The organism is Marinobacter sp., assembly GCF_034669625.1.
In the GTDB taxonomy this organism is placed as follows: domain Bacteria; phylum Pseudomonadota; class Gammaproteobacteria; order Pseudomonadales; family Oleiphilaceae; genus Marinobacter.
In genome coordinates, this window is the sequence record NZ_JAXMOY010000009.1 from 12,737 (window position 1) to 25,787 (window position 13,051).

General features: G+C 53.7%; 11 protein-coding genes. 8 read left to right on the forward strand and 3 right to left on the reverse strand.

Features of this window, described 5'->3' with window-relative positions; translation table 11 throughout:
- Positions 1 to 154 precede the first annotated feature (154 nt).
- The 4 genes from pip (at position 155) to VOI14_RS09585 (ending at position 4,044) form a co-directional block, all read left to right on the forward strand.
- Positions 155 to 1,117 carry a prolyl aminopeptidase gene (gene pip / locus VOI14_RS09570; RefSeq protein ID WP_323751827.1) on the forward strand — a complete coding sequence of 321 codons (963 nt, stop codon included), beginning with the start codon at positions 155 to 157 and terminating at the stop codon, positions 1,115 to 1,117.
- Between the two features lie 109 nt (positions 1,118 to 1,226).
- The gene (dtd, locus tag VOI14_RS09575) at positions 1,227 to 1,682 is read left to right on the forward strand and encodes a D-aminoacyl-tRNA deacylase (protein WP_323751828.1); all 456 of its coding nucleotides are present in this window, start codon (positions 1,227 to 1,229) and stop codon (positions 1,680 to 1,682) included.
- A gap of 409 nt (positions 1,683 to 2,091) precedes the next feature.
- A complete protein-coding gene (locus tag VOI14_RS09580; protein ID WP_323751829.1) occupies positions 2,092 to 3,090 on the forward strand; it encodes a porin in 999 nt (332 codons plus the stop codon).
- A 93-nt stretch (positions 3,091 to 3,183) separates the two neighbouring features.
- Positions 3,184 to 4,044 (forward strand): CYTH domain-containing protein, encoded by an 861-nt coding sequence (locus VOI14_RS09585; RefSeq protein WP_323751830.1) that lies wholly within the window; start codon positions 3,184 to 3,186, stop codon positions 4,042 to 4,044.
- On the opposite strand, the gene mgtE is transcribed toward VOI14_RS09585, so the two are convergent.
- Together mgtE and VOI14_RS09595 are read right to left on the reverse strand one after the other, a co-directional pair.
- Complete coding sequence (gene mgtE, locus VOI14_RS09590) at positions 4,037 to 5,392, reverse strand: magnesium transporter (RefSeq protein ID WP_323751831.1); 1,356 nt, start codon at positions 5,390 to 5,392, stop codon at positions 4,037 to 4,039. The two genes, VOI14_RS09585 and mgtE, sit on opposite strands and share 8 nt — an antisense overlap.
- A 17-nt stretch (positions 5,393 to 5,409) precedes the next feature.
- Positions 5,410 to 6,561, reverse strand: a complete 1,152-nt coding sequence (locus VOI14_RS09595; RefSeq protein WP_323751832.1) for an ion channel — start codon at positions 6,559 to 6,561, stop codon at positions 5,410 to 5,412.
- A gap of 80 nt (positions 6,562 to 6,641) precedes the next feature.
- On the opposite strand from VOI14_RS09595, the gene glnE reads away from it, so the two are divergent.
- From glnE to VOI14_RS09610, 3 genes are all read left to right on the forward strand, one after another.
- Positions 6,642 to 9,536, forward strand: coding sequence for a bifunctional [glutamate--ammonia ligase]-adenylyl-L-tyrosine phosphorylase/[glutamate--ammonia-ligase] adenylyltransferase (glnE, locus tag VOI14_RS09600; protein ID WP_323751833.1), 2,895 nt, complete (start codon positions 6,642 to 6,644; stop codon positions 9,534 to 9,536).
- Between the two features lie 81 nt (positions 9,537 to 9,617).
- Positions 9,618 to 10,544: a branched-chain amino acid transaminase gene (locus VOI14_RS09605; RefSeq protein ID WP_323751834.1), complete on the forward strand. Its 927-nt coding sequence runs from the start codon at positions 9,618 to 9,620 to the stop codon at positions 10,542 to 10,544.
- 87 nt (positions 10,545 to 10,631) lie between these two features.
- Positions 10,632 to 11,039, forward strand: a complete 408-nt coding sequence (locus VOI14_RS09610) for a DUF6165 family protein (protein WP_323751835.1) — start codon at positions 10,632 to 10,634, stop codon at positions 11,037 to 11,039.
- 87 nt (positions 11,040 to 11,126) lie between these two features.
- On the opposite strand, the gene VOI14_RS09615 is transcribed toward VOI14_RS09610, so the two are convergent.
- Positions 11,127 to 12,182 carry a glycosyltransferase family 9 protein gene (locus tag VOI14_RS09615; protein ID WP_323751836.1) on the reverse strand — a complete coding sequence of 352 codons (1,056 nt, stop codon included), beginning with the start codon at positions 12,180 to 12,182 and terminating at the stop codon, positions 11,127 to 11,129.
- A gap of 140 nt (positions 12,183 to 12,322) precedes the next feature.
- Here VOI14_RS09615 and VOI14_RS09620 point away from each other — a divergent pair, with 140 nt between their 5' ends.
- Positions 12,323 to 13,045, forward strand: a complete 723-nt coding sequence (locus VOI14_RS09620; protein ID WP_323751837.1) for a 3-deoxy-D-manno-octulosonic acid kinase — start codon at positions 12,323 to 12,325, stop codon at positions 13,043 to 13,045.
- The last annotated feature ends 6 nt before the right edge of the window (positions 13,046 to 13,051 follow it).

A 13,051-nucleotide genomic window follows, 5' to 3' on the forward strand; every position in this document is an offset into this window, starting at 1 on the left:
TCGCTTTGAGGAAAACGTCGTTTTTCCTTGAGCGTTTGTCTTGCTGCTCCGGGCTGATTGCCCTTCGACTATAGCCAGTCTCTCCTGCATTAAATCTGTAATCTCTCTCGCCATTCTCGGCTAGACTTCCGGTAATCATTCATCGGAGTCGGTCATGCTTACTCTCTATCCCGAAATCCAACCCTATGCCCGCCACCATCTCGCGGTGGACGACGTTCATGAACTGTATCTGGAAGAGTCCGGTAATCCCGATGGAACACCTGTACTGGTTGTGCATGGGGGGCCGGGTGGAGGCTGCGAGGACTATCATCGCCGATTCTTTGATGCCGAACGCTTCCGGATTATATTGTTGGATCAGCGGGGCGCAGGTCGGTCGACGCCGCTGGCGGAGTTGAAGGGAAACTGCACGGCCAATCTGGTCGCGGATATCGAAACGGTGCGGCAATTCCTTGGCGTAGATCGTTGGATTTTGTTTGGTGGCAGTTGGGGCTCAACGCTAAGTCTTGTCTATGCGCAAACCCATCCGGAAAAGGTTTTAGGGTTGGTGTTGAGAGGAATCTTTCTTTCTCGCCCGCGAGATATTCAATGGTTCTATCAGGAGGGTGCAAGTCGGGTGTTTCCGGATTACTGGAAAGCCTTTCAGGCGCCTGTTCCAGAAGCTGAGCGGAATGATATGGTGTCGGCTTATTACCGGCGTTTAACCAGCAGTAATGAGCTGGAGCAGATTCAGGCTGCGAAAGCCTGGTCGGTGTGGGAGGGGCGTTGTGCCACGCTTGAGCCTAATCCAGCGGTGGTTGAGCACTTCGGACACCCTCATGTGGCGATTGCATTGGCACGAATTGAGTGTCACTACTTTATGAATCACTCTTTTTTGGAGCCGGATCAAATTATTCGGAATGCGCCGAAACTGGCGCAGATCCCGGGGATAATTGTGCATGGTCGTTACGACATGGTGTGCCCACTGGATAATGCTATCGCGCTTAGTGCAGCTTGGCCTCAAGCCGAATTGCAAATCATTCGTGATGCGGGGCATTCGGCCTCTGAGCCGGCTATTGTGGATGCGCTGGTTCGTGGAGTTGAGCAGATTGCAGCCAAAAGCATGCCCTCAGCTGGTTGATAATTAGACCTTTTGTTGGCTTTTCGGGGTTGCGGCCTGCGCATTGCCCCTATACACTTTGGCTCGTTACCGCTTTTTAACCCTCCGAGCTGAACTGCCAAGGGACTAAATGAAAGGATTGATCCAGCGAGTATCGGAGGCTAGTGTTGCCGTAAAGGGTCGCCAAATTGCCAGTATTGGTAATGGGCTCTTATTGCTATTGGGCGTGGAAAGGGATGACGCATCAAAAGAGGCAAGGGAATTGTGCCAAAAGATTCTCTCTTATCGGGTCTTCCCCGACGAGCAAGGCCGGATGAACGTGAACGTTCAGGACTCCGGTGGCTCGCTTCTGATTGTTCCCCAGTTCACTTTGGCGGCGGATACGTCCTCCGGAACCCGGCCGGGCTTTTCCCGGGCAGCTGCTCCCGACGTTGCTAATGGCTTGTATGAGGAGTTCGTTGCTCAGGCAAAGGATCTGCTAGGAGTTGAGCGTGTGCAAACCGGTAAGTTTGGGGCAGACATGAAGGTGGCGTTACTGAATGACGGCCCTGTGACCTTTTTGTTAGAAGCGAATGAGTCAAATTAGGTCATTTAAACGGTGAAGTCATGCTCGAAAGTGGGGCGTTATTGAGGGTAGGGAGCGCTAAAACCATATTTTAAAGCGCGCTCGGCACGAAGTGAAATTTGTAACTTGTTGGCTGAAAAGAAAAATGTGGAATTAGGTCTCGATTTTGCGTTCACCGCCCTCACTTGCGGTAAGTATCGGAGGCCGCACAAGTTTTGAAACGGGAACTTGAATAGGTTAAAAAATAGCCTGCAAAGATTTGCAAAAATGCAATTGTTGTATTAAAACAGTTTCATCACAGGGAACTTTAACAGAGTTCTGTAAGTGACTGAGAATCAAGGTCTGCTGTTCGCCTTGTTAGATAAAAAGAATAGATCGGGCTTTAAGACCCGTCGAAGAACCTGAGTTAACTCACAAAGGAAGATGTAACATGAAAAAAACTATTCTTGCTTCTGCTATCGCAGCTGCAACCTTCTCTGGCGCTGCTCTGGCCCAAGAAAGCAACCTGCCGACTGTTTACGGTAACATTCAGTATGCTCTGACCCACAACAACGTTGATGGCGGCAGCAGTGACCTTTCCCACAATGACAATGGCTCCACCATTGGCATTAAGCACGACCATGAAATCGCTCCTGGTATCACTGGTTTCTTCAAGTTGGAGCTGGATGGTATTGATGCAGACGACAAGTCAAAGGGTCGTGGTCGCATCAAGTTGGATGAAGCCTACATCGGGGTAAAAGGTGATAGCTTCGGTCAGGTTTGGGTAGGTTCTGACGACTCAATCTACGAGTCTGCTATCGACCAGATCGCAAACTACTACGAAGTGGCGGCGTACAGCATCGGTGGTAGCTACTCCACAGGTGAAGGCGACTTGATCCAGTATATGTCACCTTCTTTCGGTGGTTTTAAGTTGGGTGCTGCCGTTCAGGTGAATGGTGATGGCGATACGCAGTCCGGTGGTAGCAAGAGCTACCCGTACCAGTTGGCCGCGATCTATTCCGTTGACGCGCTGACCCTTGCTTTTGCTATGGATTCTAACGATGGCGCGACATCGTATTCTTCCGGCACGGCTACGACTCCGAAGAACAACGAAAACACCTACGGTGTGCGTGTAGGCTATGACGCAGGTGCTGTAGGCGCGTCATTTGAGTACCAGACTCGTAAAGATGCCTACGACGTTGTTGGTGTTCAGGGTACGTACACTATGGGCAAGAACGTGTTCGCGTTGTCATACGAGCTGGCAGAAGCTGACGGCGTAAGCGGTGACGACAAAATGGACACTATTTCTCTGCAGGCGCTGCATAACCTGTCTGACAACATGTACGTCTACGTCGAAGGCAACCTGGCCGGCGGTGATGACGGAGTTTACGGTGTTGCTAATAAGAGCGAAGCTTCAGCCGCCTCTGTTGGTGCTGTTTACTACTTCTGATCAGCTAACCAGCTAATCCAGTAGTATCGAAAACCGGTGACTCAGGTCACCGGTTTTTGTATTTTTAGTCTTCCCGTTTTTCAGGAATTTCCTATGGCCACTGAGCTCGAAATCAAACTCACTCTGTCTGAACCATCCCAAACAAAAGCGCTGGAGTGGTTGCTCGCCCAGTCGGAAGCTTGCGAAGGTCCTGGGAAGGTGTTGATAAACCGTTACTACGACACCCCAGGCGCAGCACTCAATCGAGCGAAAGCGGCGTTGCGTGTGCGCGAGGCTGGCGGCCGGTGCATCCAGACCCTGAAAACCCAAGGCGAGTTTGTGGACGGCGCTCATCGGCGAGAAGAGTGGGAATGGGAGCTGCCGAGTGCTGATCTGGATTTGTCGTTACTCGAGCAAACCCCGCTCAGGGATCAGTTGGATTTGTCCGAGCTTCAACTGGTATTTGAAACCAACTTCCGTCGTCAGATCGTAATGCTAAATACCTCGGATACAGTGATTGAGGTCGCGGTCGATTCTGGAGAGATTGTGGGGAGCGGTGCCGCAAGGCCCCTGTACGAAGTAGAGTTTGAACTGAAATCCGGCAACCCGGAGTCACTGATAGTATGGGCCGCTGCGCTGGCGCGTGACGTTCCGGTATTCCTTAATTTGGTGAGTAAAGCGGAGCAAGGCTATCACTTGGCGGGCATTCATCAACCCACGCTGGTCCAAAGTGCCGAGGCGTTATCTGTGACGGGGTTTTTGCACCAATTAAGTCTCGCCTGGCTCTTGCAGGAGCCTGTCGTGTTCTCGGCTGATTCGTTGCAAGTGGTACAAAGAGTGGCCGGTGAAGTGAATCTTAAGGATGTGTGGGGCCAGCTCATGCCGGAATTGGTCGATGGCGTCACCGTTCCCGATATGATTCAGCGCATTCCCCAAATGGGTGAGCTTCAATTAGCGATCGCTTCCGCTAGCTGATATCGAGTAAGGCCGTGGCAATACTGAAATAAATCAGCACGCCGCTCACGTCTGCAATGGTCGTGATCAGTGGGGTGCTGGCGGTGGCCGGGTCAAACTTCAGCTTGTCGAGTAGGAAGGGCAGCAGCATACCGATCAAGCTGCCGACCATCACCACCACGATCATGGTCACCGCAACGACTCCCGCGATCTCCGGGCCCGCCCTGAACAGTCCCACCACCATGACCACGGCGGCCATCGTCAAGCCCAGGCCGGTGGCGACTAACGTCTCCTTGCCCAGCAAACGCCCCCAGTCGGTAACCGTGACATCGCCGGTCGCCATGCCCCTAACCATCAAAGTGGCCGATTGAGCGCCAGCATTACCCGCGCTGGCTACGAGCAGTGGCATAAAGAACAGCAGAGCGATGTGCTCGGAAATGATCTCTTCAAAATAGGCGATACCGGCGCCAGTAAAAATATTGGCGAACACAAGGATGACGAGCCACTGCACACGAGAGCGATATAGAGAAAACGGAGAGGCATCTCTCAGGGTGCTGGTGAGTTTTCCCACCGTCGCACCTTTGTGCATGTCTTCTGTGGCTTCTGCTTCGGCCGCATCCATGGCGTCATCGTAGGTGACGATGCCGACCAGCCGGTTGTCGTGATCCATAATCGGCAAGGCCAGCAAGTCATATCGCGAAATTAACCGCGCCACCTCTTCCTGCGAAGTGTCTGTCTTCGCGGTCACCAAGCCGGTCGCGATCAGATCGTTGACTGAGGCGCTGGGCGTTGCCGTAATCAGGTTTCTAAGAGACACGGCCCCTAACAGCGTATGGTTTCCGTCCACAACATAAGCGTGGTAGATGGTTTCCTTGTCAGGCGCGGTTTTACGAAGCGAGTCGATAGCGGCGCTTGCGGTCACACCCGTGTTGATCATCGCGTAATCGGAGCTCATCAAGGCCCCGGCGGTGCCTTCTTCGAAACTGGCAAGGCGTCGAAGGTCTTCCCGTTCTTTACTGGCCAGTGACTGGAACAGGGTGTGCTGTCTTTGTTCGTCCAGTCGTTGGAAGAAGTCGGCTCGCTCGTCCGACGGCATGGCCGTTACCAGGTCGGTCAGACTCCGAGTTGGGAGCTGGTCGGCTATCAGGGTTTGCATTGTAGGGCCAATGTACCCGAGCACCTTTGCGCCTTGTTCCGTGGGTAATGCCTTTAACAGCCGTATGCCAGCATCGGTTTCAGGGTGGGTTTCGATGAAGTCTGCTAAATCGGCTGCGTTGAACGTGGATGCAGCGATTTGAATCTGGCTGTCTTCATTCGCGGCGAGCGCTATGAATAATGGCTGGAAAAATTCAGCGTCCAGAAATGACATGGATGGCCCCATTGATTCTATTTTTTACGTTCTTTGCCATTGTCCTGCAACTCACGCCACTTCTTGAGGAATTCCCGATACCGATCCAAGGCTTCTTCCACTACGGTGACGGTTGGTGTGTCGCTGGAGCTTACGAGTACGATCAGCCCTTTGCCTTCCACTTCTTTGTTTGAGGCTGGGTGGCAGATAACTTCATTATCGTGATCGATATAGGCGAGGGCGGTTCCGATGCCATGACGGACCAGGGCGCTTACGATGTCGGCCCAGGTCAGATCATCCAGTTCAAGCTCATAGCGATGGGGGTGGTCTCGCTCGTAATTGAACATGTCCTCGAGAACTTTTTCGGAACCCGGCGCTACTACGGCCCGCACCATGATTTCGGGATAGGTACGAACAGGGCGAATCACGGTGCGTACACCAAGGGTTTTGAAGCGCTCCCGGTTGACGTCGCTGACGCATTCTACGGTTGTTCGACTGCCCAGGTTGGACTCGGTCAATCGGTGGGATATGTCGAAGGTCAGACTGTCGGAGAAAGCGTCGGTTTCATCGGCGGCGAGAACGATGATGTGCCGCGCGTCGCCTGCGTGGACCGCCTTCAGTGCGTCAGGATCGTTTCCTGCACCATGAAAGTGCACCATGCCGCAATCTCTCAATTCTGCCGGTAAGCCTCCGGGGAATTTGCGAGTCAAGAGAATGATCGGGACGGTGTGGTATTCGGGGATTGAGCGAATTTGAGAGGCGAAGCGCATGAAGTATTGCTCGCCTCCGCTACGGGGGGTGTTAATGATTACGATGTGGTCTTTCATGTTGTAGATCCAGCGTCCAGTCAGGATTCGTTCGCGGCGATAAAAGCGGTATTCAATATAATCGCTGACGATCAGTGTCAGCAGGGTGATTGAGGAAATAAACATCAGCAACACCGTGCTGATGCGACCCACGACGGTGACCGGCGCAAAGTCGCCGTAGCCAACCGTGACCAGCGTTGTCATGGTAAGCCATGCGGACTCCAGCAATGTCAGGGGTTCGAACGTCCAGAGAATCAGAATGTGGACGCATGTCAGGGCTGCAAGTGTCAGGAACAGGCGCTTGACGCGTTGGCGTATTAACCCTCCCATCGGTAGGTGCGACTGAGTGTGCTCGGGATTTAGCGGTCGCTTGTTTCTCATCATGGATGTCGGGGCCTGTTCAGTCCTTGGCGAGTTCGTTATACAGTACTTGGAATATATCAGAGAGATAAGGGAGTTGCGTTATGTCCGAGCCTTGGGAATCGCTGTCGGCAGAGCTTGCTGATGATGTATCGGCCTGCTGGTCATCGATATTTCCAGACGGCGTGCCCGACTGGTTGGCTGTTGTATCCGAGTCGGACATTGCAGAGGCTGTGGCGCGCAGCGTGTTTCTGCGCCAGACCCTTCAACGCCACCCTGACTGCATGCGGGAGGTTTTCGCTAGCCGCCCGATGACTGAGCCCACCACTGAAGCGTGGCTGGTCGAGCGCTGGGCCAGTTATCTGGACGCGGTAGATGTCGAACCGGATCTCCACAGCGCTTTGCGCCGCTTTCGTCGCGAGGTGCAATTTCGCATTATCTGGCGGGACTTGATGGGATGGGCAGACCTCAAGGAAACCATGCTGGCCACCAGTGGCTTTGCCGATGTCTGTATTGATGGGGCGCTGGATTGGCTCTACACCAGAGCGTGTGACGAATTCGGAACGCCGTGGGGCAAAGACCCTGTAACCGGGGAAGAGTCGGCTCAGCGTATGGTGGTGCTCGGGATGGGCAAGCTTGGTGGGCGCGAGCTGAACGTGTCCTCGGATATTGATCTGATTTTTGCCTTTCCGTCCAACGGGGAGACCCAAGGTGGTCGCCGTGCGTTGGACAACCAGCAGTTCTTCATTCGCCTGGGGCAGCGGTTGATTCAGGCGTTGGATCAGATCACCGCCGATGGCTTTGTGTTTCGGGTCGACATGCGTCTGAGGCCCTATGGCCAGAGCGGGGCTTTGGCCCTGAGCTTTGCCGCATTGGAAACTTACTATCAGGACCAAGGCCGCGATTGGGAGCGCTACGCGATGGTGAAGGCGCGGGTCGTCGCCGGTGATCAGCGGGCGGGCGAGGTTCTGATCGAGAGCTTGCGGCCTTTCGTATACCGGAAGTACATCGATTTCAGCGCCTTCGAATCGCTTCGCAATATGAAAGCGATGATTGGTCGGGAGGTTCGCCGCAAGGGGCTGGAAGATAATATAAAACTGGGTAGCGGGGGGATTCGGGAGATCGAGTTTGTGGTGCAGGCGTTCCAGCTGATACGTGGCGGCCGTGATCGGGAGCTGCAGCAGCGGGAATTGCTCAATATCCTCAAAGAACTGGAAGAACTGGAGCTGTTGCCTTCACCCGTTGTCACTGAACTGCGCGAAGCCTATATCTTCTTAAGGAATATCGAACACGCCCTGCAAGGGGTGGAAGACAAGCAAACCCAAACCTTACCGGACAGTTCTCTGTGCCAGGCCCGAATCGCACGAATTATGGGATTTGCCGACTGGGTTGCTTGCGAGTCGGCGTTAGCGAGCCACCGACAGCGGGTGGCGCTGCACTTTGCGAATATCATCGCGACAGAAGACGAAGAGGGTGACGGCGATGCCGCGGTGGATGATGGCTGGTTTGAGCTTTGGCTGTCGGAAATGGATGAGCCCGCGGCCATTGAGTGGTTGGCCGAACAAGGGTATGAGAGCCCTGAGGGTAGTTACAAATTGCTGACTGCCTTACACAGCGGTCGCACCGTGCAAACGATGCAAACTCAGGGTCGTAAACGCCTGAATCAATTCATGCCCCTGTTGTTGAGTGCGCTGACCGGAGTGGAGAATCCCTCGGAAACGTTGGAGCGGGTGTTGCTGTTGGTTGAGGCTATTCTGCGCCGGACGGCCTACATGGTCCTGCTGGTGGAAAACCCCAACGCGCTCACTCAGCTAGTGCGGCTATGCAGTGAGAGCCCGTGGATTGCCAAGCTGCTGGCGGACACGCCGCTGTTGCTGGACGAGCTGCTCAACGCAGAGAGTTTGTACAGCCCGCCCGCCAAAGAAGCGTTGCAGGATGACTTGCGCCAACAAATGTTGCGCATCCCCTATGAAGATCTCGAAGAGCAGATGGAGTCCCTTCGTCACTTCAAAAAAGCGCACACCCTGCGAGTAGCAGCCTCTGAGCTTAAGGGGACCTTGCCGCTGATGAAGGTGAGTGATTACCTGACTTGGATTGCGGAAGTGGTGCTGGATCACGTGGTGGATGTGGCCTTCTCGAATCTGGTGAGTCGACACGGGCGCCCTCAACGCTCTGATGGCACGGCCTACGATACCGACTTCGCGATACTGGGTTACGGCAAACTCGGTGGTATCGAACTGGGGTATACCTCGGACCTTGATTTGGTGTTTGTACACCAGTCCGACCCGCTGTTAACCACCGACGGCGAAAAACCGATCGATAATGCCATCTTCTACACCCGCCTTGGCCAGCGTATTGTGCACATCCTCAGCACTCAAACACCGTCTGGCCAGCTGTACGAAGTGGATATGCGTCTGCGTCCTTCCGGTAACTCGGGACTGCTAGTCAGCACGCTTAAGTCGTTTGAGAAATACCAGCAAAACGATGCATGGACCTGGGAGCACCAGGCGCTGGCTCGCGCTCGAGGCGTAGCCGGGTGTCGAGATACCTTGGCGGCCTTCGAGAAGGTTCGGCATGACATTTTGTGTGCCAAGCGTGATAAGCCTGCGCTGCGCAAGGAGGTTGTCAGCATGCGGGAGAAAATGCGTGTCAATCTGGGGACGCCAGAGGCGAAACGAGCCGAAGAGTTTCATGTTAAACACGACTTCGGCGGCATTGTGGACATCGAGTTCATGGTGCAATACCTGATGCTGGCCTGGAGTGGAGAGCACCCGGAGTTAACCCAGTGGAGTGATAATATTCGCCAACTGGAAGAGTTGGGGCGAGCGGGTGTGTTGGACGTAGCAGACACCGAAAAGCTTCGAGAGGCGTACATCACGTTGCGTTCCACGATCCACCGACGGGCTCTGCAGAACCTGAGCAGTCGCGTGGAAGGAGATCGATTTTCCGATGAGCGTGAATATATCGAAAAGATGTGGAAAAAAGTTATGCTTGATTAGCAAGCTAAATTTATTTCTGGCAGCTATTCCTGCTAGAATGCGAGTTCCCCCGAATATGGCTTTTTTAGGAGCAGAAAAGAAATGTCGATGGCTGATCGCGATGGCGTTATCTGGCTGGATGGTGAAATGGTTGAATGGCGTGAAGCCAAGACCCACGTCCTTACCCATACCTTGCACTACGGCCTCGGCTGTTTTGAAGGGGTGCGAGCCTACAATACTGCCAGTGGCCCGGCGATTTTCCGCCTGAAAGAGCACACCGATCGTCTGTTCCGCTCGGCTCATATCCTGAACATGAAAATGCCGTTCAGCAAGGATGAAATTAACGAAGCCCAGCGTGCTGCCGTGCGCGAAAACAATCTGGACGAAGCCTACCTGCGTCCCATGGTTTTTTTGGGGTCTGAAGGCATGGGGCTTCGAGCTGACAACCTGAAGGTTCATGTAATGGTTGCAGCCTGGAGCTGGCCGTCTTACATGTCGCCAGAAGCCAAAGAAGTAGGCATTAAGGTGCGTACCTCCTCTTACACCCGTCACCACGTCAATATCACGATGTGTAAGGCGAAGGCCAACGGTAACTACATCAACTCCATGTTGGCGTTGAATGAAGCGATCTCTGGCGGTGCGGAAGAAGCGTTGCTTCTGGATAACGAAGGCTATGTCGCGGAAGGCTCCGGCGAGAACATCTTCATCCTTCGTGACGGTGTTCTGCATACCCCTGAGCTGACGTCTTGCCTGGAAGGTATTACTCGCGCCACCATCATCGACTTCGCCAAAGAGCTTGGCTTGCAGGTGAAAGAGCGCCGGATTACCCGTGACGAAGTGTACGTTGCGGAAGAAGCCTTCTTCACGGGTACCGCGGCCGAAGTGCTGCCGATTCGTGAACTGGATGGCCGGGCGATTGGCGAAGGCAAACGTGGCCCGATCACTGAAAAGCTTCAGAGCATGTATTTTGATGCGGTTAAGGGTAAGCTGGCTCAGCATTCTGAGTGGCTGACTCACGTTAAAGGTTAAGTCAGTTAGCGATTCTAAGGTGGCCGCCGGTACCAACAGTTCCGGCGGCTTCGCTGTATTGAATTCACGGAAAAACAGGGCAAGACAATGGCAGACGTAATCAAGGTACCGGTTTCTTTCGGTGAAGTGTTGGACAAGATCACGATCCTCGAGATCAAATCCGAGCGCATTAAAGATGAAGCGAAGGTCAAGAACGTGCGTTTGGAACTGGATGAGTTGAGCGCAACGTGGGACGAGGCGGTAAAAGATAAAGCTGCCGAGATTGCCGATTTGCGTCAGCAGCTTAAAGCCGTGAACGAAGAGCTTTGGGTGATTGAAGACGATATCCGTGACGAAGAAGCAGGGCAGAATTTCGGTCCGCGTTTCATTGAGCTCGCTCGTGCTGTCTACGTAACCAACGACAAACGTGCGGCTATCAAGAAAGAAGTCAACTTGGCGCTAGGCTCGCGCTTTGTCGAAGAAAAGTCATACCAGGACTACACCGCACGTAAATAAAGCCTGCGGCAACAAAACTCGCTGAAGTGGTTGGAAAGCCATTAATCTGGCTGTGATGGCCTGCTTCAGCGAGTTTGTTTCGGGCTATCAGCTGTTTTCGGTTATCCAGCTGTCCAGCATTTCGGTAGCGTCCTTAACGGACACCAATTCCATCGCCCCCTCGAATTCTGCCTTCGCGCCCCAGCGCGCTTCGTCCACGGTTTTTCCTGTGAATCTTTGCAGCGCTTCCGGATAGCGATTTACGCACCATTTCAGAGAATTGTACGGCCCCGAGCGATTAGGGTTGCTGGCGGCAAATATGCCCAGAACATCGGTATTAACGGAGCTGGCAATATGGGCAGGACCGGTGTCGGGCGCAACCACAAGATCAGCTTCGCTCATCATGGCTGTGAGTTGTTTCAGAGTGTCTTTGCCACAAATGTTATGGGCTTTGTGCTTCATGGCGCGCTCGATGGCAGTGCAGTACTCTGCTTCAAAAGGCGCCGGACTGCCTACCAGAATGACCTTCATGCCGTAAGCTTCGATGGCATGGTCCGCAAGCTGCGCGTAGCGCTCCGCTGGCCAGTTTCTCAAGGTGTGGCTGGCGCAGGGGCTGATGACCAGATTCTTGCGGTCAGCAGCTAGATGGCTGCGCGCAAATTCATGATCGGCATCTGACAGCAGGATGTGCCACTGGGGCGTGGCAGCTTTGAGGCCTAGTGGCTCCAGGAAGCTCGCCAGACAATCCCTGACGTGTTGCTGTGGCGCCGGAGCAATACGCTTGTTGATAAACAGACTGTGTAGGTCTTTGCTGCGAGCTTTGTCGTAGCCGACTTTAATCTTGGCTGGAATCAGTGCGGCGGCCAGATTTGCTCGCAGGGCTACCTGCATGTGCAATAACGCATCAAACTTTCGCCCTTTCATCTGCTTGCGTAAGTCGGCATAGCCCTGCCGGCCGGCTTTCTTGTCGAAGATGATGAATTCAACCCCCGGTAGGTCGCCAATCAGTTTGGCTTCAATCTTGCCGATGACCCAGGTGATTTTTACGCCGGGCAATTGCTCCTGAAGGCTCAGGACAACGGGGATGACGTGAGTGACGTCGCCGATGGCGGAGAGGCGGAGAATGCAGATGGAGGTTGGGTTGGAGGGCGGGTGGTGATGCATGTTACTGTCCGTTATGAATTTTTAATCGATGCGTGTAGAGTCGGCTGAGCTGGCTTGTTAGACTGTGAAGCATTCTAGCGTACTGGGATTGTAGCGTCTCCAGCTGGGTGTCGACTCCTGTGAAACGAGGATGCTTGTACTTGCAATTTCCTGCCCTAAAACCGCCCCTAACCAATGAAGGTCGTATGCTGGTGGCACCAGAAATTGACGGTGTGACTGCGGACTGGTTTGTACCTGATACCTGGGGAGACCGAGCGGTCGCTGTAGAGGTGGGGGGGCGCGGTAGTGCGTGGTTTTTACGAACTGATGCGGGTGACTTGGTTTTGCGTCACTATCGTAGAGGCGGCTTGGCAGGAAAGATTGTTGAACGCATGTACTTTTATTCGGGGATCTACCGCGCTCGCTCTTTTGCCGAGTTTCAGTTGACCCGTGAGTTGTATCAAGCAGCGTTGCCGGTGCCTAGAGTCGTTGCCGCGATCGTCTGGCCTCGAGCTTTGTTTTGGTATCAGGCGGCCATCATTGTCGAACGCATCCCTGACGCTGTGAATTTTCCGAACAGCGCCGATGTGGTGAATGGCCGCCTATGGCGCCAAATTGGGCAGATGATACGTCGCTTCCATGAATGGGGGCTGGATCACGTTGATCTGAATTGCGACAACATATTGGTCGCAGACGATGTTACATACCTTATCGATTTTGATCGATGTAGGCGGCGCGGCCAATCTTCTCCGGAAAACTGGCAGGAAAGAAATCTAAAGCGGCTAAAACGTTCAGTTTACAAAAGACTTAGCTCCCGAGAAGACCTTGAGATAGATCGCTTATGGTTGCACCTTATCTCGGGTTATCATGACGGTATATCATAATAAGTT